At 38.6% G+C, this 24,415-nt stretch carries 21 protein-coding genes and 1 pseudogene; 9 read left to right on the top strand and 13 right to left on the bottom strand.

Features of this window, described 5'->3' with window-relative positions:
* Nucleotides 1–135: 135 nt before the first annotated feature.
* The 5 genes and pseudogenes from ACFQZ1_RS18470 to ACFQZ1_RS18450 all read left to right on the top strand — a co-directional run bounded on the left by ACFQZ1_RS18470 (nt 136) and on the right by ACFQZ1_RS18450 (nt 4,807).
* The gene (locus ACFQZ1_RS18470) at nt 136–1,278 is read left to right on the top strand and encodes an efflux RND transporter periplasmic adaptor subunit (RefSeq protein WP_377883659.1); all 1,143 of its coding nucleotides are present in this window, start codon (nt 136–138) and stop codon (nt 1,276–1,278) included.
* The gene (locus tag ACFQZ1_RS18465; protein ID WP_377883652.1) at nt 1,275–1,955 is read left to right on the top strand and encodes an ABC transporter ATP-binding protein; all 681 of its coding nucleotides are present in this window, start codon (nt 1,275–1,277) and stop codon (nt 1,953–1,955) included. The genes ACFQZ1_RS18470 and ACFQZ1_RS18465 overlap by 4 nt, the downstream gene beginning before the upstream one ends.
* Nucleotides 1,952–3,151: an ABC transporter permease gene (locus tag ACFQZ1_RS18460; RefSeq protein WP_377883651.1), complete on the top strand. Its 1,200-nt coding sequence runs from the start codon at nt 1,952–1,954 to the stop codon at nt 3,149–3,151. Before ACFQZ1_RS18465 ends, ACFQZ1_RS18460 begins: the two co-directional genes overlap by 4 nt.
* Before the next feature lie 244 nt (nt 3,152–3,395).
* Nucleotides 3,396–4,070 (top strand): YknW family membrane protein, encoded by a 675-nt coding sequence (gene yknW, locus ACFQZ1_RS18455; RefSeq protein WP_377883650.1) that lies wholly within the window; start codon nt 3,396–3,398, stop codon nt 4,068–4,070.
* Nucleotides 4,071–4,331: 261 nt separating this feature from the next.
* Nucleotides 4,332–4,807: pseudogene (locus ACFQZ1_RS18450) on the top strand (sigma-70 family RNA polymerase sigma factor).
* A 256-nt stretch (nt 4,808–5,063) separates the two neighbouring features.
* On the opposite strand, the gene ACFQZ1_RS18445 reads toward ACFQZ1_RS18450, so the two are convergent.
* Nucleotides 5,064–5,570 carry a competence protein ComK gene (locus ACFQZ1_RS18445; RefSeq protein WP_377883649.1) on the bottom strand — a complete coding sequence of 169 codons (507 nt, stop codon included), beginning with the start codon at nt 5,568–5,570 and terminating at the stop codon, nt 5,064–5,066.
* A gap of 244 nt (nt 5,571–5,814) precedes the next feature.
* Between ACFQZ1_RS18445 and ACFQZ1_RS18440 the strand changes: the two genes are divergently transcribed.
* Nucleotides 5,815–6,213 (top strand): DUF4359 domain-containing protein, encoded by a 399-nt coding sequence (locus tag ACFQZ1_RS18440; protein WP_377883648.1) that lies wholly within the window; start codon nt 5,815–5,817, stop codon nt 6,211–6,213.
* A gap of 23 nt (nt 6,214–6,236) precedes the next feature.
* Here the strand turns inward: ACFQZ1_RS18440 and ACFQZ1_RS18435 are convergent, their stop codons facing one another.
* Together ACFQZ1_RS18435 and ACFQZ1_RS18430 are read right to left on the bottom strand one after the other, a co-directional pair.
* Nucleotides 6,237–6,452: a DUF2922 domain-containing protein gene (locus tag ACFQZ1_RS18435; protein WP_377883647.1), complete on the bottom strand. Its 216-nt coding sequence runs from the start codon at nt 6,450–6,452 to the stop codon at nt 6,237–6,239.
* A 19-nt stretch (nt 6,453–6,471) separates the two neighbouring features.
* On the bottom strand, nt 6,472–6,696 hold the full coding sequence (locus ACFQZ1_RS18430) for a DUF1659 domain-containing protein (RefSeq protein WP_336482235.1): 225 nt from the start codon (nt 6,694–6,696) through the stop codon (nt 6,472–6,474).
* Between the two features lie 161 nt (nt 6,697–6,857).
* Here ACFQZ1_RS18430 and ACFQZ1_RS18425 point away from each other — a divergent pair, with 161 nt between their 5' ends.
* Both ACFQZ1_RS18425 and ACFQZ1_RS18420 read left to right on the top strand, forming a co-directional pair.
* Nucleotides 6,858–7,343 (top strand): VanZ family protein, encoded by a 486-nt coding sequence (locus ACFQZ1_RS18425; RefSeq protein ID WP_377883646.1) that lies wholly within the window; start codon nt 6,858–6,860, stop codon nt 7,341–7,343.
* Nucleotides 7,344–7,776: 433 nt separating this feature from the next.
* The gene (locus ACFQZ1_RS18420) at nt 7,777–9,165 is read left to right on the top strand and encodes an amino acid permease (protein WP_377883645.1); all 1,389 of its coding nucleotides are present in this window, start codon (nt 7,777–7,779) and stop codon (nt 9,163–9,165) included.
* 346 nt (nt 9,166–9,511) lie between these two features.
* On the opposite strand, the gene ACFQZ1_RS18410 is transcribed toward ACFQZ1_RS18420, so the two are convergent.
* The 4 genes from ACFQZ1_RS18410 to ACFQZ1_RS18395 all read right to left on the bottom strand — a co-directional run bounded on the left by ACFQZ1_RS18410 (nt 9,512) and on the right by ACFQZ1_RS18395 (nt 15,450).
* Nucleotides 9,512–12,277 carry a DEAD/DEAH box helicase gene (locus ACFQZ1_RS18410; protein WP_377883643.1) on the bottom strand — a complete coding sequence of 922 codons (2,766 nt, stop codon included), beginning with the start codon at nt 12,275–12,277 and terminating at the stop codon, nt 9,512–9,514.
* A complete protein-coding gene (locus ACFQZ1_RS18405; RefSeq protein WP_377883642.1) occupies nt 12,261–13,880 on the bottom strand; it encodes an SWIM zinc finger family protein in 1,620 nt (539 codons plus the stop codon). The genes ACFQZ1_RS18410 and ACFQZ1_RS18405 overlap by 17 nt, the downstream gene beginning before the upstream one ends.
* 268 nt (nt 13,881–14,148) lie before the next feature.
* Nucleotides 14,149–14,460: a DUF3910 family protein gene (locus ACFQZ1_RS18400; protein WP_377883641.1), complete on the bottom strand. Its 312-nt coding sequence runs from the start codon at nt 14,458–14,460 to the stop codon at nt 14,149–14,151.
* A 144-nt stretch (nt 14,461–14,604) separates the two neighbouring features.
* Entirely contained in the window at nt 14,605–15,450 is an 846-nt protein-coding gene (locus ACFQZ1_RS18395) for an SH3 domain-containing protein (protein ID WP_377883640.1), read from the bottom strand.
* A gap of 764 nt (nt 15,451–16,214) precedes the next feature.
* On the opposite strand from ACFQZ1_RS18395, the gene ACFQZ1_RS18390 reads away from it, so the two are divergent.
* Entirely contained in the window at nt 16,215–16,349 is a 135-nt protein-coding gene (locus ACFQZ1_RS18390) for a hypothetical protein (RefSeq protein ID WP_377883639.1), read from the top strand.
* 300 nt (nt 16,350–16,649) lie between these two features.
* Here ACFQZ1_RS18390 and ACFQZ1_RS18385 read toward each other — a convergent pair whose 3' ends face one another.
* The 6 genes from ACFQZ1_RS18385 to ACFQZ1_RS18360 all read right to left on the bottom strand — a co-directional run.
* A complete protein-coding gene (locus tag ACFQZ1_RS18385) occupies nt 16,650–17,951 on the bottom strand; it encodes a glycosyltransferase family 2 protein (RefSeq protein WP_377883638.1) in 1,302 nt (433 codons plus the stop codon).
* Entirely contained in the window at nt 17,948–18,703 is a 756-nt protein-coding gene (locus ACFQZ1_RS18380) for a GGDEF domain-containing protein (protein ID WP_377883637.1), read from the bottom strand. The genes ACFQZ1_RS18385 and ACFQZ1_RS18380 overlap by 4 nt, the downstream gene beginning before the upstream one ends.
* A gap of 143 nt (nt 18,704–18,846) precedes the next feature.
* Complete coding sequence (locus tag ACFQZ1_RS18375) at nt 18,847–20,055, bottom strand: NupC/NupG family nucleoside CNT transporter (RefSeq protein WP_377883636.1); 1,209 nt, start codon at nt 20,053–20,055, stop codon at nt 18,847–18,849.
* A 272-nt stretch (nt 20,056–20,327) separates the two neighbouring features.
* Nucleotides 20,328–21,845 (bottom strand): C40 family peptidase, encoded by a 1,518-nt coding sequence (locus tag ACFQZ1_RS18370; RefSeq protein WP_377883635.1) that lies wholly within the window; start codon nt 21,843–21,845, stop codon nt 20,328–20,330.
* Nucleotides 21,846–22,055: 210 nt separating this feature from the next.
* Nucleotides 22,056–22,928 carry a D-amino-acid transaminase gene (locus ACFQZ1_RS18365; protein WP_377883634.1) on the bottom strand — a complete coding sequence of 291 codons (873 nt, stop codon included), beginning with the start codon at nt 22,926–22,928 and terminating at the stop codon, nt 22,056–22,058.
* 317 nt (nt 22,929–23,245) lie between these two features.
* Nucleotides 23,246–24,415: RNA-guided endonuclease InsQ/TnpB family protein (locus ACFQZ1_RS18360; RefSeq protein ID WP_377883633.1), on the bottom strand; the 1,170-nt coding region annotated here is incomplete at its 5' end.

Genomic DNA, 24,415 nt, shown 5'->3' with positions numbered 1-24,415 from the left:
TTTATTTGATATGCTCATTTTTAAAGGTAAAAAGTGCTCTAAGAGTTTTTTAGTGTATTTGAATGAAGGTTCATTTTGTTTCTGTTCTTAAGTTGATGGGCATGCGTTCATACCCCGAACAAAAAGAAAAAGTGGATTGTGATAGGAATTATTGCTCTTATTGTAATAGTTGCTGCTGTAAATATTTTTATTATGCAGAGCAAGAAAAAGGGCAGCACAGCAGATGTTAAGTTTGCAAAAGTAGAAGAACGTCAGCTGAATAATACAAAGTTGATTTCTGGTCAAGTGAAACCAGGGAATATTGAAAGCTTCTATGCAGATATGACAAAAGGTAAAGTGAAGGATATTGCTGTAAAAGAAGGACAAGAAGTGAAAAAAGGGGACAAGCTGTTCTCGTATGATAATGAAGAAATTAACTTGCAAATGCAACAAGCAGAAATTGATCAAAAAATGGCGTCTATGCGCTCTGATCAGGGAACGAAAAAAATAGATTCATTGAAAAAAGAGATTAAAAAGGCGAAAGATAGCGGAGCAGGGAAAGAAGTGCTTGAGCCGTTAGAATCGCAATTAAGTGAACTTGAAATGACGCAAAAAACAGCAGATCTTGAAAAAGAAAAAGGAAACCTCCACATGGATGAGTTGAAGAAAAAACAAGATGAACTGACAATTTACAGTAATTTTGCTGGTGTTGTGCAAAAGCTTGATAAAGATGCAACGCAAGGTTCCGCGCAAGCAATGGGTGGCCAAGGAAAGCCATTTTTACAAATCGCCTCTAAAGATCCGTTCCAAGTCCAAGGAACATTAACAGAACTACAAAAATCACAAATTCAAAAAGATCAAACTGTTACTGTAACAGCAAAAGCAGCACCAAAGAAAAAATGGACTGGAAAAGTTACAGAAGTAAGCGAATATCCAACAAGTGCTGACGTCAATGCACAAGCTGTGGCAGGCGGAGAAGCAGGACAAAATATGTCTTATTATACATATAAAGCAACGCTCGACTCACAAGATGGATTATCACCGGGATATCATGTATCGCTGCAAGTAAATTTAGAGAATAAGAAAATGGTTGCAGTTCCTCGTAAAAGTATTGTAGAGGAAAAAGATGATGCATTTGTGTATGTAGAAGATAAAGGAAAGCTTCGCAAGCAACTTGTGAAGAAGGGTTCAAGTGACGGAGAGTGGGTAGAAGTGCTTGAAGGCGTCACAGTAGAACAAAAGGTGGTTGAAAATCCTTCCGATAAAGTGTTTGACGGAATGGAAGTGAAGAAAAAATGATTACCTTAAATAATATTTGTAAAACGTATTATCAGGGGAGCTTAGCTGTACCTATTTTACATGATATTGGCTTGAAGATTGATAGCGGTGAGTTTGTTTCTATTATGGGACCATCTGGGTCGGGGAAATCGACGCTTATGAATATTATCGGTTGTCTTGATCGTCCAACAGAAGGCGAATATATACTGAATGACGTGAATATCTTAACAGCAGACGAGTCAAAATTAGCGCTCATTCGAAATGAATATATCGGCTTTGTGTTTCAGCATTTTAATTTATTACCTCGTCTTTCAGCGGTGGAAAATGTGGAATTGCCTCTTATATATGGCGGTGTGAAGAAGGCAGAGCGACGTCAAAGAGCATTAGAGGCGTTAGGAAAGGTTGGATTAGCAGATCGCGTGTATCACTTGCCAAATGAATTATCAGGCGGACAAAAGCAGCGCGTGGCAATTGCGCGTGCAATTGCGAACAATCCAACGTTTATTATGGCTGATGAACCAACAGGTGCGCTCGACTCGAAATCCGGTGAACAAGTTATGAATATTTTCACTCAGCTTAATAAAGAAGGTACAACGATTGTTATGGTTACACATGAAGAGGAAGTTGCTGCATATTCGTCTCGCCGCATTGTGCTTAGAGATGGAAGAGTTACAGAAGATAGAAGGTGGGCCGTATGAGTTTACTAGATAGTATAAAAATTGCGCTTTCTTCTATTCTAGCTCATAAATTGCGCTCGGCACTGACGATGCTAGGGATTATTATCGGTGTCGGTTCTATTATTACTGTCGTTGCTATCGGACAAGGCGGAGAAGCGACGCTGAAGTCACAATTTGCCGGTGCAGGTAATAATGTCATTCCCATTCATTTTCAGCCAGATGTCGATGATCCGTTTGCAGCGGGAATTGGAGAACGTCCTGCATTAACAGACGAAGATATTTTAGAATTGAGACAATTACCAGAAATCGCTCATGTTGTTACGTCAAATTCGAACATGGAAACGCTTGATATTAATGATAAAAAGGACATGACAAATATTACCGGACTTGATAGCGAATATTTTTCGGTGAATAAAATTAAGTTGATGGAAGGCCGTTCTTTAAATGAAGCAGATGTCGAACATGGCAATAACGTTGCAATGATTAGCACGAAAACAAAGGATACTTTTTATCCGAAGGAAAATGCAGTTGGGAAAATTATTGAAGTAAAGGGACAGCCGCTGCAAATTATCGGAGTGTATAAATCTGATAATGAGTTTATGGGCATGGGGATGTCAGAAATATTACTTCCGATTTCACTTTGGCCAACTTTATATGGAAAAAGCGAAATTCAAAATATTGAGGTGCAAGCAAAAAATGTTGATCAATTAGAAGAAGCAGGGAAAAAAGCAGTTGGTGTTTTAAATGACCGAAAATCAAATGATATTCCAGGTAAGTATGAAGTTGTTGATATTGAGAAAATGAAAGAAAGCATCTCGAAAGTAACAGGTATTATGACGATGATTATCGGCGGTATTGCTGGTATTTCACTTGTCGTTGGCGGCATTGGCGTTATGAATATTATGCTCGTATCTGTTACAGAGCGTACGCGTGAAATTGGTGTTCGTAAAGCGCTTGGTGCAACGCGCGGAAAAATTTTGCTTCAATTCTTAATTGAAGCAGTGATGTTAACGCTTCTTGGCGGTCTTATCGGAATCGGCCTTGGCTATGGCGGCGCTTATATTGTTTCTGTCTTTGCGAAATGGCCACCGCTCGTTTCATGGCAAGTTGTACTTGGCGGCGTTCTATTCTCGATGTCGCTCGGTATTATTTTCGGATTAATTCCGGCAAACAAAGCAGCAAAACTCGATCCAATCGAAGCACTGCGTTATGAATAACAGAAGACTTTTGGAGATTTCTTTATAAAGTGAAACTTCCATCAGTGGGGATTTTTTTCATTCCCCACTGATGGAAAGCTCTCACTAATCGGGCGCATGCCAGCAGTTATCCCCCACTATCGGGGATCTTACTGCCCACGAATAGCGGGATAACACCCAGTTCTGATGGGTGGTTAGTTTCTACTTAAAAAGTAGGAATTAACCACCCGTTAGAACGGGTATGAAATAAAAGGAGGTTTTACATATGGAAGCGAACGTAAACACGCAGAAGGTAAGTGGAGAGAAGCCATCATTATTTGGAATGATTACTTCGCCTAGTTTACAATTTGAAAGAATGAAAAGTAATACGCCGGTGTGGGGTGCGTTTTTCTTAATGGCTGTATTAGGCGGTCTTATCGCGGCTGCGGCTACATATTTATCTTTGACAGACCCTGCAGTTGTCGCAAAAAATAAAGAGCTTGGTTTTGAAGTACCTATAGCGATTGCATTAGGCAGTGTATTTGTAACGGGGTTAATTAGCATAATGGTTACATTCTTGCTTGGTGCAGTTCTGTATAAAATACTTATGATGTTTATGAGCAATGATACGTCTTATAAGAAGTTATTAGCAATTAGTGTTTATTCTAGTATTATTACAGTTATTGGTGGCATTATTAATATGGGATTAGCGTGGATTCTTGGCGGAAATGGTCAAGAAATGTACACAGGATTAGGACCGGTATTTGCTTCTACTGGCGGCGTTGTACATGGCATTGCAAAAGCATTTGAAGTTTTCAAAATTTGGGGATTAGTTGTAACAGGATTAGGATTGTACATTACAGCAGGCTTAAGTAAGAAACAAGCGACAATCCTTGTTGTAATTTTCTTTATTCTATCAGCGGGATTTGGAGCAGTTGGCGGCTCATTCCCAAAAATGTAATATAAGATCATGTTTATAGAAACGGCTCATGTAGAGCCGTTTTTTTATTGTATATTGGCGAAGTGCCTTTATATCGTGCCGAGGTTAAAATTGCTATAGAATTTTAAATAAGACTAGTAAAATTTCAAATGCTGCGTAGGTAAATTTGAAATTTTGTTTATCTATCATGAAATGCAGTGCGGTGAAGGCTGTCATGTTTTTTTATAAGGTAAAGGTACCGCGGAATAACGAAGAGGTATACCTTTTGGAAATGGACTAAACATGAAGCCAGCTACCTTTACAGAAGTAGTATCATTGTATGAGAAGATGATAAAAACCAAATGAAGAAGCTTTGTATTTACCGAGATTATGAAGAGTATTACCAATGCGGACTCATTGCGCTTTGGCGGGCGTATGACAAATATGATGAAGAGAAGGGTAGTTTTCTGGCATATGCGCTTGTAACGGTGCGCGGTTATTTGCTAGAGCAGTTAAAGAAGGAGCGGCGTTTTCACGACCGGCAAACTTGCACAGAGCGAGATATACTAGAAAATATAGGCTATGAGGAGAAGCCTTCGGAAGTGTTCGAATATATGAGTATGCTAGGGGCAAAAGAAAGGTTTGTTTTGCTGGAGCATTTCTACGGGGGAAAGAAGATGCATGAGATTGCAACTGAGCTAGGCATGACTTATCATCAAGTACGCTGGATATATCGGCAGGCGCTGAAAAAGATGCGAGCGTATGCGGCAAAAAAATGAAGTAAAAAGGAGGCAACATATGAGGTTGTCTCCTTTTGATATGTCTTAACTTTTGCCATTGTGTTTATCCCGCATTAATGGGCAATAACCCCCACCTCAAGATTCAGAGAGGAGCAAGGAAGATAGGTGGGGGATAGCTGCCCGTAAAAGCCCGCTTGGTGAGAGCTTTCCATCAGTGGGGGGTGAAGAAACCCCTCACTGATGGAAGTTTCACTTTATCCTGATATTTTCGGGCAGTAAGACATGCTCATAACCATCAACGGAGGGGAGGGAAATGTTCTGCTGTTGAAAATTTCATTTTATCTAGAAGGTTGAGCTTAGCTAAAATATGACCAGCTTTTATCCATTGAAGCTCCATTTGGTGGAGGCTGATCGGGAATATTTGTGTTTGGCCGTTACGAAAATAGACGTTTGTGTGCTGAAACTCATGACGTTCAAGCTTTTCAATATGAGCGTAGAATAACCAGGAGCATGACCAAGATGAAGGTGACCTTGTAGGAATAGCACAAATATAATGCTGATGATCAATAGGAATTGGGATGTTCTGTTTAAACCGACAACAGTTTCGAATGGCTAATCGTTTGCCTTCATAAGTAGAGTAGTTTCTCATAAGGCAACTTTCCTGAATGAGCTGTAATGGTGTTTTTGCTGAGAAGAAGGTTCCGCGTGTGTCCAAAATTTTTGTCTGGTAAAATGGATGAGCATATGGTTCCAGTGCCATTGTATGTGCTGAAATTTCATATCGATCAGCTAATTCAGTCAATGTAAAGGCCTCCTTATATATCGTTAGAATGGATTACATTTCCAATTATAAAAATAAAATATAAAGATAAATTAAAGTATTTGTAAATTTATGTTAAATATATTGGGTTTGAAAAATCTTCATTCCACTATTCGCGGGTGGTAAAACACCCATTGATGGAAGGCTTATTTCATAACATTCAGGTTGTCTAATTTGCAATGAAATCTCATATAAATGAAAATAGAAAAGATAGGCGGTGAAAAATATGAAATGGAAATATGTATTTCTCGCTTTAGCTCTAGTACTTCTTGTATATTTAGCTAATAGTAATCCGAGCAAAGGCGAATATACGGATTGGGCAGCGAAGCAGCTTATGACGCGTAATGATATTCATAAAAAATTGACGGAAGTAGAGAAAGAAGACCAAGAAGGGCTTTTTGGCGAGTTAGCTACAATTGGGAAGAAACTAGCGAAGAAATATGTAGAGCCGCAAGTGGGCTTACTTATTGATCACTACACGAAGCGTAATGATTACATTTTCTTTTCGACATATACAACAGAGTTTACGCTAGGGAAAGAAAACTATAAATACGTTTCAGTTGGTATTTCACATATTTTTATACCAATTGAAATGCCAAAAAAGAAAGAGGGGTCCGCAGTTTAGCGGTAACTCCTCTTTCTTTTTAATTATGCGTTGATCTTTACTTCAGAAATAGTCTTTTCGACAAGCCGTGCTCCTTTTTTACGAGCGGATTGGCCAAGCGTAAGGAAGATATCAGAGGATACAATGGTATCCATGACACTATTTACGGTTTGTTCGTTTACAGGTGTAATCGGATTCTCAATAGAAAAGGTTGTCGTTTTACCGTCTTCTTTTAAGAAAATGAGTTCTAGTACTTCCATCTGTTATAACCTCCTTTTGTTATTGGTTGGATACGTCAGTTGTGCTGACAAGCTGAACTGCATCAAGTTTATGCTGTTGTAAAGATGCAATTGCAGCTGCGACTTCGTGCACTTTGTTTAAGTCTGCATTTGTTTTTACATTTTTAAATTGTTTGTTTTTCATGATGGCTTTACCGTTTTTGTCTGTGCCGCCGTTTAGGACAAGACGTAAGCTCATATCAGATACAATCGTTTGAATCGCCATGTTTATCACCTCCTTTTCGTCTTATATATAGGAGGAAGGGTCATATTTTTGGCGTGAATTTTTTTCTATTTTTTGGTACGCTTGAAATAAAGTGAAACTTCCAGCAGTGGGGGTCTTACTGCCCGCGAATAGCGGGACAAATAGGACAAGGAGTTTCAAATATGAATCGTAACTGGTTATTCTGGATTCCCGTTTTATTATGGATGGGAGTCATTTTTTATTCTTCTTCTCAGCCGTATAAGAAGCAAGATATGCGTTCGGATATCACAAAACATGTGAATGTAGAGTTTGTAAAAGAGCATTTTTCATGGGTATCCATTGATTATGGCGGCGGTACACCTGTTAGCATTGCCGACAAAGGAGTAGGCGGTTTTATCGAATTTTTTATTCGTAAAGGTGCTCATTTTACTGTGTTTGGTATTCTTGGTGCACTGTCGTATCTAGCTTTATTGAAGTGTGGTTTCAAGCGAAAGCAAGCTTTTGGGTTAGCGCTGCTTCTTGTCGCTTCCTATGCGAGCATGGATGAAATTCATCAATCCTTTACTGGCGACCGTACACCGATGTGGCAGGATTCTGTATTAGATACGTGCGGTGGTTTCACGGGGATTGCAATAAGCAGTCTGATTTGGAAAAGAAAAAGGAGCTAAATCCTTCCCCTTTAGGTAGACGGTAAAAAAGAGTCCATCTGGTATGATGGGCTCTTTTCTATTGTTTATTTAGGGGGTTTTTTATTTCCAATTACTGACCCGTTGGACTTTTTATAGGGGATAGCACGCTGTATGAGCTGCAACAAAAAAGACAACGAATAGGGATCCCGACGTATGCCTTTCAAGCTAATATTTTGGCCAGCTGACGATAGTAATCTGTCCAAATAGGATTAAGGTCCGGTACCCAAAAGAATATAAGTCATAATCGACTTAGTTAATGCTAATTAGACTTAATTTTGCACTTCGAAAATACGAAAAGTGTCGAAATGATAATGATAGGATGCAGTAGCTGTAAGGCATTCTAAATTTACTGAATATTGGCATAAAAATTGCATCAAGTAGGTTGAATAAGTATTTGGGGGAGATAAAAATAATGGAGCAACAGCAGAACAAACTACAGAAACAGCTAAAATCACGGCATGTAACAATGATTTCTCTTGGCGGAATTATCGGGGCAGGTTTATTTGTAGGTAGTGGGGCGGTTATACACGAGACGGGCCCTGGTGCTATTCTCTCTTATGTAATAGCAGGTTTACTTATCGTTTTACTCATGCGTATGCTTGGGGAGATGGCAGTCGTGAATCCAGACAGTGGTTCTTTTTCCACCTATGCACGACAAGCGATTGGACCATGGGCAGGTTATACCATTGGATGGTTATATTGGTTTTTCTGGGTAATTGTTATTGCTATCGAGGCAACAGCAGGAGGAGCGATTGTTCATGGTTGGATTCCTTCTATGCCAATTTGGTTAGTGAGTTTAATTTTAACTCTTTTGTTAACGCTTACGAACATTTACTCCGTTAAATCGTTTGGTGAATTTGAATATTGGTTTTCGATGATTAAAATTGTGGCAATAATTGCATTCATATGTATAGGGGTAGCGATTATCTTTGGCTTTATCCCAGGAGTTGAATCACCAGGGCTGTCTAATCTTACAGAACACGGGGGATTTATGCCGAAGGGATTTGCTTCCGTTTTTGTTGGTATTATTACTGTTATTTTCTCATTTTTTGGTGCGGAGATTGCAGCAATTGCAGCCGGCGAATCATCTAATCCGGAAAAATCAGTAGTTGTAGCAATCAACAGTGTTGTTTGGCGTATTCTACTCTTTTTTATTGGTTCAGTGAGTGTACTGGTTATTCTTCTCCCTTGGAATTCCGCTGAGTCGCTTGAAAGTCCGTATGTAACAATGCTTAATATGATTGGTATTCCAGCTGCCGCTCAAATTATGAATGTCGTCGTTCTAGTCGCAGTTCTTTCTTGTTTAAATTCAGCTCTATATACGAACTCTCGTATGCTATTTTCTCTTGCTCAAAACGGGAATGCGCCACGTGCACTTTTAAAGGTAAGTAAGAATGGTGTACCCGTAAGAGCTGTTTTAGCAAGTACATTTTTTGCCTACATCTGTTCTATTTTTAATTTTGTGTCTCCGGATAAATTATTTCTCTTTTTAGTGAATGCGTCTGGAGCTATTGCGCTACTTGTTTATCTTGTTATTGCTGTTTCGCATTTACGTATGCGAAGAAAGTTGGAAAAAGAAAATTCAGAAGCAATGAAGCTAAAAATGTGGCTATTTCCTTACTTAACATACGTAACGATTATTGCTATGTTCGTTATTCTGATTGCCATGGCATTCATTGATTCTATGCGTTCACAGTTTTTCTTAACTATGATGATTACTACTCTGGTTATTCTTTCTTATTTTGTATCTAAACGTAAAACTGCTCATGGTTCTATAGATGAAGAGAAGAATGTTATCTAACGTTCAAAATCAAGGATTGAATGAAATAGGAAACATGCCAAATAAGTTATAAAACGATTTAAGTCTTGTGGTTTCTATATTAGAACAATTAAAGGGAATGAAACGATCATCGCAAACCTGTTTACATTCTGAACAAGGGTTCCAATAGACATCTAAAAGTTATGTGAAATAACTAGAACAATTAGATATAAAAAGAGTCATTCTAGGCGAGGAAACTGTTTTGACAACGTATGTATTACGCTATGTTACATTGTATAATCAGGAGCGATTCCAAGAAAAACTTCACGGCCTCTCCCAGGTAGAATATTGGGAGAGGCCGTGGCATACATACTTTTTTTGTTATTGTCTAATTGACGGATACACCTAGTAATTCTTTCAACTCATTTGTTGATAGCTCTGTAATCCAGTTTTCGCTTGTAATAATCGCATTATTAAGCGATTGTTTCCGCTCTAGCATTTCATCAATTTTTTCCTCAAGTGTTCCTGTTGTAATGAGCTTATGCACGTGAACAAACCGCTTTTGACCGATGCGATAAGCACGGTCTGTTGCTTGGTTTTCAACAGCAGGATTCCACCAGCGGTCGTAATGAATAACATGGTTGGCCGCGGTTAAGTTGAGACCTGTTCCTCCTGCTTTTAAAGAAAGCAGGAAAATGCTGTGTTGTCCGCTTTGGAATTGCTCAATCATTTTATCACGTTCTTTCTTCGGGACACTCCCGTTTAAGAAGATGACACGCTCTCCAAAATGTTCTTCTAACAATGTTTGTAACATATTCCCCATTCGAATATATTGCGTGAAAATTAAACAGCTTTCCTGCTGGTCGCGTATGTTTTCCACGAGTTCTAATAATGTTTCTGTTTTCATAGAACGCTCAATTAAGTTTGCTGGTGTGTCTTCTTTTAAATAGAGAGCTGGATGATTACAAATCTGTTTGAGCTTATTTAACATGAGCAAAATAAACCCGCGGCGCTCAATACCAGTTAATCCTTCTACATTTTTTAATGTATCTTGAACAAGCTGTTCATAGAGCGATGCTTGCTCTGCTGTTAACGAGCAGTATGCTTTTTGTTCTTGTTTATCTGGTAAGTTCAAGGCAACTGCTTTATCTTGCTTCGTGCGGCGCAGTAAGAATGGTGCGATTAAACGCTGTACTTGCTGAATCTTTGTCTCATCGCGATCTTTTTCAATTGGTGTTACGAAGCGGCGCTGAAACTGCGGCAAGCTGCCAAGATAGCCGTGATTCAGAAAATCAAAAATAGACCATAGCTCTGATAAACGGTTTTCCATCGGTGTTCCTGTTAAAGCGATTTTATGATTTGCTCGTAAATTCCGAACCGCACGCGATTGTTTTGTGTGCGGGTTTTTTATATTTTGCGCCTCGTCGAGAATAATCGCATCCCATAGTTGTGTGTTTAACTCTTCTTCATCAAGCTGTGCAAGTGCATAGGATGTAAGAATCACATCGGCATCTTGCAGGAAAGCAGGCAAGTCTTCTCCCTTTGCCCGGTTGCCGCCGTAATGGAGCTTCACTTGTAAGCTCGGTGCAAAACGTTCAAATTCTTTTTGCCAGTTACCAAGGACGGATGTAGGTGCCACGATGAGTGCCGGGCCTGTTTTTAGGTTGTGTTCTTTTGTGTATAGTAAGTAGGTAATTGTTTGAATACTTTTGCCGAGCCCCATATCATCGGCTAGCAACGCACCGAATCCTAGCTCTCTTAAGTAGAGGAGCCACTCGACACCTTGCTGCTGGTATGGTCTTAATGTTGCTTGTAAGGAAGCCGGCACCTTGACTGGTGGAATTTCTCCAATGTGCAACAATCTTTCAAACAGTTTGTCGTAATAATCATCGAATTCAAATTCCATATCTGCAAATGGATTTTCTTCTTCGATTACTTCTGTTTCTGCGCTTCGAAGTAGCCGTTGCTGCACGACGTCTTTCATTTCAAGGCCGTACTTGTCTGCTTTCTTCATCAGCTTCTTCACTTCTTCGATAAACGCTGGATCAAGTCTCATCCACTGTCCATTTATGTGAATAAGACGTCTGTTTTGTTCAATGAGCGCAAAAAATTCAGCCTCCGATAAATCGATGCCGTTTGTAGAAATGCGCCAGTCAAAATCTACGAGCGTATTCATTCCAAAGAATGCCTGTCCTGTTTTCGCATTATGTTTCACTTGGACACGCAGCTTTGGTTTATTTGCCTTTAAGTTTTGCCACCATGATGGCAGTAAAATATCAACACCAGCTGCCAATAATTCATTGCTGGCTTCTGTTAAAAAGCGCCATGCTTCCGTTTCATACAGCTCATTCCGAAATACATCTTCTTCTATTAACCAAGGTACGAGTTTCCCGAAGCCTTCTTGCGTTTCGATAATACGTTCTTCATGGTTTATCCACCTTTTTGGCAGCGAATCGGCGCCTGTATATACGGATATTCGCTGAGTGCCGCGTTTTGGTGTTAGTACCGTTTCAAGCTTCCACGTTTCAAAATCATTCTCTGGCTCTTGTAATCGGAGCCCAATTGCAAATGGTAGATCATCCTCAATATAGCCAATTTTACGCAGCCAATCGTTTTCGTGAATAGCCGTTTCAAGTTGTCGTTTCGTAAAGTCATAATGCTCATATAGGCGCTCTGCATCCTCCCATGCATCGCCAGAACGAGTATGATGCCCGAGTGTTTCATTAATTGCTTCTGAAAACAGCTTTTGCATCGTTTCATCCATTTCTTCTTCATGAGCGATTTTCCAGGATGGATATTGGCCCCAGTGTTTTATGTCTGGGAGGAAGTTTCCTGTTGTATAAGCCTCCCAGGCCTGCTCGGCGCCTGGCGTGAGTTCGGTAATACTTGCGCTTGTTTGCAGCTTTGTAAATGAATTTACCGGCTTTTTGGCGATATATTCAAATGCTTGGGCAGTGCTCAAAATGATACCGCTTCGCTGTTCATATGTTCCTTCTTGCAGAAATGTTCCGTAGAACGAAGTGGAGTGCCATGTGAACGCATGTTGTTTCCAACTGCTTAGAGGCAAGCTGTTTCCCGTTTCATCCTCCGCCCAAAGAAACCAATTTTCTTTCATTCGTTCGAGCCGAATGGTAATGTCAATTTGTGTCGTCATGGATTAACTTTCCTTTCCGCAATTCTTCTTGCAATGCCCGTAGCCGTGAGTGAGAGGAGGCAATCATTATAATAAAGTAATCCCATTCGTCTGTTCTTTTGAGCCTTTTGTAAAGTGTTCTCAATTTTTTCAAGTAGCGAATCGCCCTGCGATATGATTTTCGATTCTTTTCTTCAATGGCTTGCATTGCAGCATAATGATAGAGCGGAAGGGCAGCTTCTGGCGCTTCCTTTTCAATTTCTTTTAACGGTTCTTTTAATAATTCAATGGCTTCAAATCCATGTAGTAAATGAAGCTCTGTCCATGTGTGATATTGCTTTTTAGCAAGTACATATTGCTCGTAACTTACAAAACTATATGGCAATAATTCTTGAAGAATCATTTCATAGCCAGCTTGTTCGTTCGTATGGTTAGCGTATGTTTCATACATCATCATAAATAAACGGACAACATCTTTTACAAAGTATGAATCGTGCTCGGCAGTTATCGTCTCCTTTACTCGCTTGTAAGTGAATGATAGCCACTTTTCTGCCCGTTCCCACTGCATGGAATTTAATAAATCTTCGAGCCAGTCGAAGTAAAGTCCAACGACTTGCGGTGGCTGTGTTCTTAGTACATTCATTGCTTCGTCATCTTTTTTCTGTAGAAAGAGAAGGTGGGCGGATGCAAGTGCTTTTGATAAGGGATGAATTTTTGTCTCAATCCGCTCCTGTTCTTCTTGTATTCTCGCTTGTTCTGCGAACAGCTCCCCCCATATATGGCGATAAATAAAGAATCGCTCCTGCGTATAGGAAGAGGTTGAAAAGAAGATCGTATGTAACATTTCTGATGTGCTGTGCAAAAACGGCTTAAGCACATCTGAGAGTGGTTCAGCTTTCAAATCCCGTACAATGTTTTCAATTTTATCAACAAAGAGCCTCATAATATTGATGGGCTGATGATAGGAATAGAGTTTATCATCTTCAAATATTTGTATTTCCTCAAGCAGCTTTTGGAAAGAAAAAAGCGCTACATTCAGTTTAAATAGTTCGTGAACCGCAACAATGCGCGGTGCTTTTCGTTCAATTTTTATATAAAAATCTGTAAAAATGTTCATCAGAAAATACATTTGCTTGTATGATAGGCGCTTCTGTTCTTTTGCGAATGTATTGTATTCAGATTCAAAATAGGCAAGCCAGCTTTTGTAATCCGTATCTTTAAAATCTGTCGTTTGCAACATTTGCCGTGCTGTGCGAATAGGCGGAAGAGTAGGTTTACTTTTATTTTTAAATAAAGTTAGAATGTCTCCCACTTGTCCGAAGCTTGCAGCTGCATAGAATAAGACTGCGAGCATATGTTTACATTGCGTCGGTGAAAAGCAATCGCAATAGCTTTCCGACACGTTTCGAATAGGAATGTTTACACTATTAATATCCCCATCGTTTTCGACTGTCCCCGATAATGTGTATCCATCAAAATCAACGTTATACACGAGGCCGCTACGGTAGAGCTGAAGCGCACTTGATACTTGTTCTTTATCAGATGCTTGTTGTGGATCCAGTCCTTTCAAAAATTCATTGGCGATTTCCATAATCTCATCTTTCGTAATTGAATGTTGCAGCATAACGTTCCTCCGCGCAAAAGATTTCCTTCTTCTACATTATAAACACAATGAGTATAAAAATAGAAAAAATCAAGTTTTACATCAAAAACATTTGAAGATTATGGTGATGCATCTGTAAAATTTAAAAGTTTTAGTAACGAGCATATTATTACAGTCACACCAGAAGGAAAATTACTTTATCACTCTATAGGAGCAAATAATACGCTAAAGAGCGAGCAAATATCAGGAACAACAGAAACAAAGAATTAACGAAGAAAGACTACCTCTTTTACGAGGTAGTCTTTTGTTGTAATACACTTTGTACATAAGGATCTTGTAAAATCTTTTCGATTAAAGGAATAGTTTTATTTTTGAAGTGGTGGCCAGTATCAATCGGAAAAGGCTTTTGCCCGCCAGGCTTGACGCCGTATTGCATAATTTTATACTGCACGTCTTTACCTTGCTGTAATACGATGAGTCTATAACGGTTATCGTCATGCTCTAATGAAAAATCAATTGCAGTTGCATCGTATGTGAAAGTGTCTTTATATATATATGGGGTTGGCGTGCCAATCCAGTCAACTTTTGCGTTTACATTCACAGAGGTGCCTCCTTTTCTTCTATCCCGCTATTCGCAGGCAGTAATACTCCCACTCTAATGGAAGTTTCACTTTATTATAAGAAAAATAAAAGCCAGCTCTCAACTAATGAGAGCTGGCTTTGTCTTTTTTTATAGCAATAGCAGTTAGTCTATAATTTTCACTTTTACAGATTTGCGTCCCCATTTGTTTGCAGCTGAATCAGAGCCGACTAGGACGTCGATACGGTTTCCTTTAATTGCACCGCCAGTATCACCAGCAATTGCTTCTCCGTATCCTTCTACCCAGATTTTTGATCCAAGTGGAATTACTTTCGGGTCAACAGCAACCATTTTCATGTTTGGATTTGCTGTTAAGTCATGACCCATAGCAGTTAATACATGACCGCCATGTGTGCCGCCGTTTTCGCTTGGGTCAGCAGTGTAAGCAGTTGCTACCACTGTTAACTCACGACCACTAGCTGGTGCAGCTTTTGTTTGAGTAGCAGTCTGCGTTGCTTGCGCTTTAGCCGGTTGTGCTTTTGCAGGAGCTGCTTGTTCTTGTGCTGTCGCAACAGGTGCAGTACCTGTTAAATAAGGAACATTCACATAAGCTGTTTTTCCGTTATATTCAAATTGTAACCAGTCGTTTTGAACTTGATGTGTCGTTTCAATCACATCATCTTTCTTTAATGTACCCAGAATTTCTGAGTTTGTGTTTGCATCAGCACGTACGTTTAATGCGTTTGCTGTTACATAATAGATGTTTTTCGTAAACTCGGAGCTTACGAATGCTTCCTTGCCATTTAGGTTCACTTTTAGCCAACCGTTTTCTGTATTTTTAACATCTAATGTATGACCATTTAATACTTTACCTACAACTTTTGATTCAATAGAAGGGTTTTCTCGTACGTTTAATACGTCAGCTGTAACAACTGTTTCTGCTTGTGCAGAAGAAGTGAAAATCCCAAGACCAAAAACTGCTGCTGTTGCTATACCAAGTAACTTTTTCATGAATAGCCTCCAATGCTTTTGTTTTCGTGTCCTCATTATAGCAACAGATTTTTAGCGGAAATGGGAAATCACACAATTACAAACCATTCGTAATACTTCATTAATACTTTGTAATATAAAAAACCATACAAAAAAAACGCCTTTTTATTGAGCTTTAAGGGATTTTATCACATGTTACAGGATTTAAGAGAGGGGAGTAAATATTTTAGAGAAGTTAATCGTGTTTCGGTAATGTTACGACAGTGTTATGAAAGTATTACTTCCCTTGTGTATTTTATTAATTTATTTCCAAAATAGTTATGTAAATATAATCAGTTTGTTTATTTTTCACAAATTATAGCCCTATTTTACGAAAAATCACCACATAATTGTTACAAAAAGAGGGGGGGGGGTAATAGAACAAATTCGGTCTTTTGCATCTCTGTAACATATCACAAAGAATGAAATACGTATCCTATAGCCCGCTATTAGTGAGCGGTAGGACCTCTACCTCAAGACTCAGAGAGAAACGAAGAGGATAGATGGGGGATAGCTGCCCGTAAAAGCCCGATTGGTTTCAGTGGAGGACCACTAATAGGGGTTTCACTTTATTGTAGATAGAAGGAAAAAAGAAACTGCTTAGTTAAGAAATTTTTCATTTTGTGTGATATTGACAAAAAATTGTCGAAAATGTGTTGTCACATCTACTTGAATGTGTTATATTATTTCCTGTAAGCGATTTCAATTTAAGTTTTACGGCAACTAAGGGGAGGACATCCAGAGCAATGAAACGTTACGAACGAAAGTGGAAGCACATTTGTTTAAAGCGTGCTGTACACCGAACGGTACATGATAACGAAGAGCGAAAGATAGAACAACCTGCAAAGGAAACAGAAAAGCAATTGGTTTCACAAAAGTAGGATCCACTTTTGTCGTATATAAAGAGAGTATTACGTTCGTTGGGGGATGGGCGTAAAGTAACTTTCAGCTAAGGGGTATTAGTTCGATATATAAAATTTACGGCTAGAATAAGCGCAGAGCATACGGCAGCTCCGCGCTTATTTTTTTTATATATAGTAGAAACTCGTTTGTATCGTATCGCTAGTTCTGCTCCAGCGGCTAGAATCTCCGGTCGTTTCGCTCTCTCGGGCGAGGCAAAAAGCGCCTCTTGGTCGAGAGCTCCAACGCCCTGCGATTCTGAGCAAGCCGCTTCCGCTTTTTCATTTATCCTTTTTAAATCGTACTGTTTTGTCCCAGCCGATGACTTGTTTTTTGCTTTTTGCATGTAAATATAGGATGAGGCTTCGGATAAACAAGTATGTGAAGAGCTGGGCATATGTGAAATACATAATGACACTTATAAATATGTTTATCGGTGTGAATGTGTTTTCGACGCTTTGTGCACTGAATAGTTGAGATGTATATGTCAAGTATGCAACATACCACATAAATAAGAGTGGAATCGAGTATTGAATATGAAAGATACCGAGTAAGCCGATGATGAACCAAGCGTTTGAAATAATGAGAAACAGCCAAAAAACGACATAGACCGATACTTGCTGTAAGGAGTGAACAAGAAGTTTTCCTTTGAAGAAATCAAAGGAAGAGAGTATGTTCTCTAAAATATATAGATTTCCTTGTAACCATCGTGTGCGCTGTTTAATCAATACTTTCAAATGTTCTGGCTCTTGTTCCCATGTAATAGACTCAGGCACAATTGGTAAGAGATAACCTTTACGGGTAATTCGAAGTGTGAGTTCGGCATCTTCTGCAATTGCATAAGGATCATAGCCGCCGAGTTCTTCTAAAACAGAGCGGCGAAGAAGCATATTTGTTCCCGTTAAAGAGCCTGTTCGGAATAAGAGCCAACGCCCGGATTGCATAAGCAGCTGAAAAACTTGAAATTCGAGTGAAATCATACGGGTAAGCCAGTTGTGTGTTTCGTTCACCGTTCGTACATGTCCGACTGCTCCAACGGCATTTTCTACTGTTTCTGCATGTTCAACAAGCATGCGAAGGGCATGAGGTTCTGGTTGGTTATCTGCATCGTACACGCAAAAGTATTCACCATCCGAAATGCTTAATCCATAGTTTAGAACGCGTGATTTTCCTTTCGGTTCTCCAGGCGGAACACGAATATGCCGAATGTGTGTATAAACTTGTTCAAAACTATCGCCAATTTCTCCTGTTTCATCGTGCGAGTTATCATTTAATAAGTAAATCGTTAGTTTACCTGGATATTCAATGTTTGCCATTGCTTCTAATGTATCTTTTATTACGACACCTTCATTATGAGCAGGAATTAAAATATCAACGCTAGGATAATGTGAAAGTGTGCGATTTTTTTGTTTCTGATTGCGATGAATTAACCCGGCGACAGTTAAGAAGGAGTAATAAGCAAGTAAGCCGGCAAATAAAAATGCTGTAAAAATAAGAACATATTTGATCGAAAAGACGATGCTAATCCAAAAAACAAGTATACAAAATAACATAAATAAAATAAGAAGAATGAGTGCCATCATAGTGAAGGTGACTCCTGTTTTCCAATTTGTTCTTGTTTCATTTGAATTTGTTTGATTGCAGCATTGGTTAGCCACGTTTTCATCTTTTCGTGTAATCGGTTCATGACAATCTCTGCTCCTGCTGCGTTTGTGTTTTGCAAGAGAATGACAAGTTTTTCATCATCGTATTTCCCCACTAGGTCAAAATTATTGCGTACTGTTTCTAATAGTAGAGAGGCAACGTGATCCCTCACGCTGTCGCGCGTATATGTATTGAAAGATGAAAAGTCAAAATAGATGAGAACCCCTGTTTCATCTCGGCGCTTCATCGCAGCTTCAAGTAGTATGCCGCGGTTTACAAATTCTTGTTTTGTTAATAATTTTGTACCAGCTATATATTGTTCTAATTTTATAAGCTGTTCTGTTAAGCGTTTATTTTCGTGAACAACTTGTTTGAGTAAATAAGTTGAAATGTAAATAAGGAAGAAATTAGAAGCTGCAAAAAAATGAAATACGATATAGCTGAGTTGTTCTGATGTGGTCCATAAGTATAACCATGCTTCATAAAATAAATAGAAAACAGAAAGAATGGTTCCGATAATAAAGAGTACAAAAGCTCGTTTGTCGGGAATAAATAGGAATAACAAATGAATAGTCACATACATAATCGTAAAGATAAGAGCATATTTGTATTCGGTCATCTGTACTGTACCGAAATAAAAAAGAATTTGTACAATCCATACTAATAATACTTTATGGGATGTACTTTTCATGGTAAACGCCCCCTAATGTAAATATCACAGGTTATTTGTAATATGTGTAATTAGAAGGAAGATGAGTCAATCGATTTGATTGAACCATTAAATTGTATATAAAAAATCCCTCTTAAGTGAAAAACTTAAAAGGGATTTATATATTAAAACATCATGCCTGCTACGGCAGCGTTTAAGAAGTTAGCTAATGTACCAGCAATTACTGCTTTAATTCCTAACTGTGCAATTTGTTGACGGCGTGAAGGAGCAAGTGTACCTGTCACACCTAATTGAATTGCAATAGATGAGAAGTTTGCGAAGCCGCAAATAGCAAATGCTAGAATAATGTTTGTTTTTTCAGAAAGGTCTCCCATATGCTTAGCTAAGTTTCCGTATGCAACGAATTCATTTACTGCAAGTTTTTGTCCGATATAACCAGCTGCTTGAATCGCTTCATGTGGTGGAACCCCAATTAATACAGCAAATGGAGAAAGAATGTAACCAAAAATTAAATCAAGGCTTAGTTTGATATCAAACCAAGAACCAATCCATCCTAGTAGACCGTTTAATACAGCAATTAATGCAATAAATGCCATAAGCATGGCTGCAACGTTAATAACAAGCTGCATTCCTTCAGATGCACCGCGTGCTGCTGCATCAATAACGTTTGCATCTGTACGCTCTGTAGAAAGTTGTACATCATTATTTACTTTTTCTGTTTCAGGCATGATTAATTTTGCAATTAATAAACTTGAAGGTGCAGCCATAATCGCAGCTGCCAGTAAATGCTCAAGAGGTATTCCCATTGCTGCATAGCCGACAAGAACGGAACCGGCAACAGACGTCATACCGCTAACCATAATAGCGAAGAATTCACTATTTGTTACACGATCTAGGTAAGGTTTAATTAAAATCGGTGCTTCCGATTGTCCTAAGAAAACAGTTGTAACAGCATTTAAGCTTTCTGTTTTTGAAGTTCCAAGAAGTTTGCTTAACCCGCCGCCAATAATTGTAATAAACCATTGCATAATACCAAAATAATATAATACGGCTACGAGTGCGCTAATAAATACAATTGGAAGTAATGCTTGAATAACAAAGACAAAGCCCCAAGGACCTTTTGAGTCAGCTAAACCACCAACAACGAATTTAATTCCTTCATATGAGAAATTAATAAGAGTTTGTACGCCGTCAGCAGCATGTTTTAAACCAGCTTTTCCAGCGTCCCATCTTAATACGATGAAGGAGAAAGTAATTTGAAGTGCAAGCGCAATTAAAATTGTGCGCCAATTAATAGCTTTGCGGTTGGAAGACAGTAAAACTGCAATTACCAAAATTCCAAGCACGCCGCCAATTCCCCATAAAACATTCATGCTTGTAAAATCTCCTCTCTAAATTGACGAAACATTACGAATAGTAGAATTGCTATGTTTCTCTGAAAATATTATCTTATGTAACTTATCACACCAGACATCAGAGGTCAAACGTCTGTGGAAAAGTCAGAATAGGAAAAAAATAAGTGGAGTAAACACATATGACATGTGAAATGGATCATTTTGTAATAGTGTTTTATGGAGTAAAAAAACGGGAAGCTTACATAATAAAAAGAGCCTTCTAGCAATCTAGAAGGCTCGAAAACTATCAATTAATAAGGCTTAGAATATCCTAAGAAATGACTGCTCCAATATGAGTTGTTTATTGAAGCTACTTTAACACCATTGTCACCGGCTTGAATAAATGTACCGCCGCCAAGGTAAATACCCATATGAGATGGACCAGATTTATATGTGTTTTGGAAGTAGATCAAGTCGCCTGGTTGTGGGTTAGATGTATGTTGGAAGCTGCTCCAGTATCCAGCTACACTTTGACGACTGATTGAATAACCAAACTTCTTATATACGTGATAAATGAAACCACTGCAGTCAACACCGCTTGCAGAAGTACCGCCCCATACGTATGGAACACCTTCCATTGATCTTGCGTATGAAAGTAGTGATGACGTATCACCAGAGTTATTACTTGTATTGCTGTTATTGTTATTGTTTCCGTTATTCGGTTTTTCAGCCGGCGTATTTTCTTGCCCGCTACTTACAGGTGTTTTAGATAAGAAGCGAGTGCCTACATAGCCAGTGCGGCCGTTATAGTTTACTTTACTCCAGCCGTATTCGTCTGCAAGTACTTGTACTTTTTGTCCTTGTGGTAAGGCACCGATTACACTTGCGTTTGTACTAGCACTGCTGCGTACATTTAGTGCGCTTGCATTAACATAATATGTCCCGCTTCCTTGCGCTGGGGTTTCGTTGTTTGTTGCTGGCGGATTAGATGTAGACGGATTAGATGGAGCAGTACCACCTTTTACAAATTTCACAAATTCGCTGCTAACATAACCTGTTGTTCCGTTACGTTTGATTTTGAACCAACCATTTTCAGCGCCAATTACGTTTAATGTTTGTCCGTTTAATACGCCGCCAATTACACTGTGGTATGTAGCAGGGCCTGTACGAACGCGTAAAGATGTAGCGTTTACAATGTATGTACCACCAGTTTGAACTGTAACATTGCTGTTATTATTTTGCTGTTGGTTACCTTGTGCAGCATCTGTAGTAGAGCCGCCTTTTGTTACATAATCTTTGCTAATGTAAGCTGTTTGTCCACTGTAGTTAATTTTGAACCAATCTTGTACTTCGCCAACGACTTGTACAACTTGTCCTTTATGTAGAGAACCTAACTGTGTATGTGATGTGCTAGGGCCTGTACGAACACGAAGGGAAGATACATTTACTGTATAGTTTCCACTTGCTGGTCGAACAGTTGTGTTATCGTTTGGTTTAGAAGCGGTAGTGCCCGCATTTACAAACTCACCGCTAACATAGCCAATTTTTCCATTATGCTTAATTTTATACCAGCCATTTTCTTGTCCAATTACGTTTAGAGTGTCTCCTTCGTGTACGCGAGACATGATTTCATAAGAAGTTCCAGGACCTGTACGAACGCGTAATATGTCCGCGTTTACTGTATATTTTGTTGTGTTTTGTGATTTTACTTGAGCTGTTTGCGCTGCAGTTTGTTGTGTGGTTTGTGCAGCTGCCTGAGCCGTATCCATTGTCGGTACTGCTGCACCTGCCACAGACACTGCCGCAAGACCGGCAAGATATTTTTTCATAGTTTGTCGATTCCTTTCTGTCTGTATTTTAAGGTAATGAAAAATTTACCAACTATAAAAATTCTAAGATGGTTGTCGATTGATGTCAATGCTTATGAAGAAATCCGAATATCATAAAAAAGGTAACGAAAAAAAGAAAGGTGCAAATATGCACCTTATTTTGGAGTTATATTCATATATTTGGAGTTTTTTAGGAGGAATTGTCCGTTTTCAAGACCAAAAGACGCTAGAACTGGAAAAACTTTGAATAAAATTTTTTTGTAACAATTTTGTGATAGGCCCGACTTGCCCATTTTGAATAGCGGTTCCATCGAGATGTGTCATCGGCATTACTTCAAAGGTTGTTCCCGTAAAGAAACATTCATCTGCTTTGTATACGTCATGAACACGAAACAGTTCTTCTTGCAGGGGAATATGTAATGTATGGGCAAGAGATATAATATATTGCCGAACAATACCGTTTAAAATGAGATGGTTGGCAGGGTGTGTATATAGTGTCCCGTTTTTTACAAGAAAGAAGTTAGAGTGGCTTCCTTCGGTGACAATGCTGTCACGAACGAGAAGAGCCTCTTTGCATCCTTTTCGCTCTGCTTTTGTACTAGCTAATACATTTGGAATTAAATTCAGTGACTTAATATCGCAGCGCAGCCAGCGGATATCAGGCTCTGTTATGGCCCGAATTCCATATTCAATCCATAAAGCAGGGCGTTCTTTTTTGCGAATGTATGCATAAATAGTTGGAGTTGCATCAAAGGAAAAGGCATGAACACGTGGCTGAATACCTCGTGAAATTTGAAGATAAACGATGCCATCTTCTTGAAATTGATTTTTTGCTAGCAGTTCATATAGAGATGCGATAAGTTCAGCTTTTGAGAGAGAAAGGGTGAGCTCCATTTCTTCCATAGAGCGGTATAATCTTGTTATATGTGGGTCTAATAAATGCAAGGTCCCTTTATAAACGCGAATGACTTCATATACGCCATCACCAAACTGTAGACCTCGTTCTTCTAAGTCAATATGAGGTTGTTTGCTTGTTGTATCAATGATTTTCCCATTCCATAATATAAAGCGTTCATATTTCATGTTTTTCTCCTTCCTTCTCCAAGTATTGTATGCACATACAAATTCGCAGACCGGAAGAAGGAATCCTGCTTAGCAATAAAAAAACAACGTTCTATTACAGAACGTTGTATAAGGAGGGTAGCTTGTATAATAATAGGGACAAAGCTTACATGTTTTATTATAGAGATGTTTCATGAATTTCACGTAAAATTTTGGTGAAGGTTGTGTAATGATTATTCAGCTTGTTTCTTGAAAGTTGTTTTGGCAGGATGTGTATATTACAAATGAATACTCCCCCACTTAGCAAAGCTTGAAGTGGGGGTTTCTAACGTTTCGACCTAACGGACGATTAACGTCAGTGGAGTTAACACACTAGCGAGCTGTTTCACGCCTAACCCCTCTATCCCGTTTGTCCATGCATTCGGGACTACTTTTCGTAAAATATTAGCCGCAGCATTTACGTCTGCGTTGATTTCGATTCCTTTTGCAGAACGATACATACCACGCTTCATTCGTTTTCCTGAAAAAGTTGCATTTTGGTCATTTGCTCCATACGTTGGAATAAAGTCATGATCTAGAAAACTTGCTTTTGATGTGTAAGATTCCTCGGTTACAATAACTTGAATGCCTACTGCATTTGCTTTGTATGTAATCATTTGAATCAATACACGATGCGAGATATGGTAAAACGTTTGGTTATTTTTCTTTCCCATATTCGTTTCTTGCTTCCAACTTTTGTTTTGACCAATCACAATTTTGCAAACTTCCTCTTCTTGAGCTAGTTTTACAATATGATGACTAGCTTTATGGAAGATGTCCTTTATTTTCAGGTAACGCTTTTGGTGAAGTTTTTCTATTCTTTTAGAAGTAAAAGGTCCTTCCTTTGTTTGTTTACCTTTCCTGAGAACACTTGTAAAATGGCTCTTCATTTTATTGTAATATTGATTTATGCTTTTGACATGTTTGCCCTTAACAAGTACAGGTTTCATACCTGTGTTTGTTACAATGGTTGCAAGATTATCAATACCTAAATCGATACTCATATAACGCCCATTCTCTTCAACGGATTGTTGTTCTGAAGGAACATTTACCACCAATTCCACTACATACTCATTGTATTTTGGAATGACACGAACTTGCTTCAATTTACCTTCAGTAAACCCTAATTTCCCAATGTTTAATTGCAATTTTGTCTTTGGAAACTTTAGAAACTTATCATTTTTAATGACACAATCTTGATTTGTATACAGAATCTCTTTTTCAGAAGAACGAATATATTTTGGAATTCTAGGTCTTCCAGTATATTTATTTGGATTCTTTTTATAATCTTTTAAACTAGTAAAAAAAGACTTCCAATTTTGGAATACATTTTTCATGATGGATTGACTAGATTGCGTAGGCAAAGCACGATAATCATTCTGAATCATAACTTTAAATAATGCATCCAAAAAATTATAATCTACATAAGGTTTTTCTGTAGTTGGTTCTGAAAACAAATTACATTTCTT

It is taken from the genome of Bacillus sp. CGMCC 1.60114, assembly GCF_042676365.1.
Classification (GTDB): Bacteria; Bacillota; Bacilli; order Bacillales; family Bacillaceae_G; genus Bacillus_A; species Bacillus_A rhizoplanae_A.
Note: the sequence above shows the minus strand (reverse complement) of the source record. Positions and strands in the feature narration are given on the sequence as shown.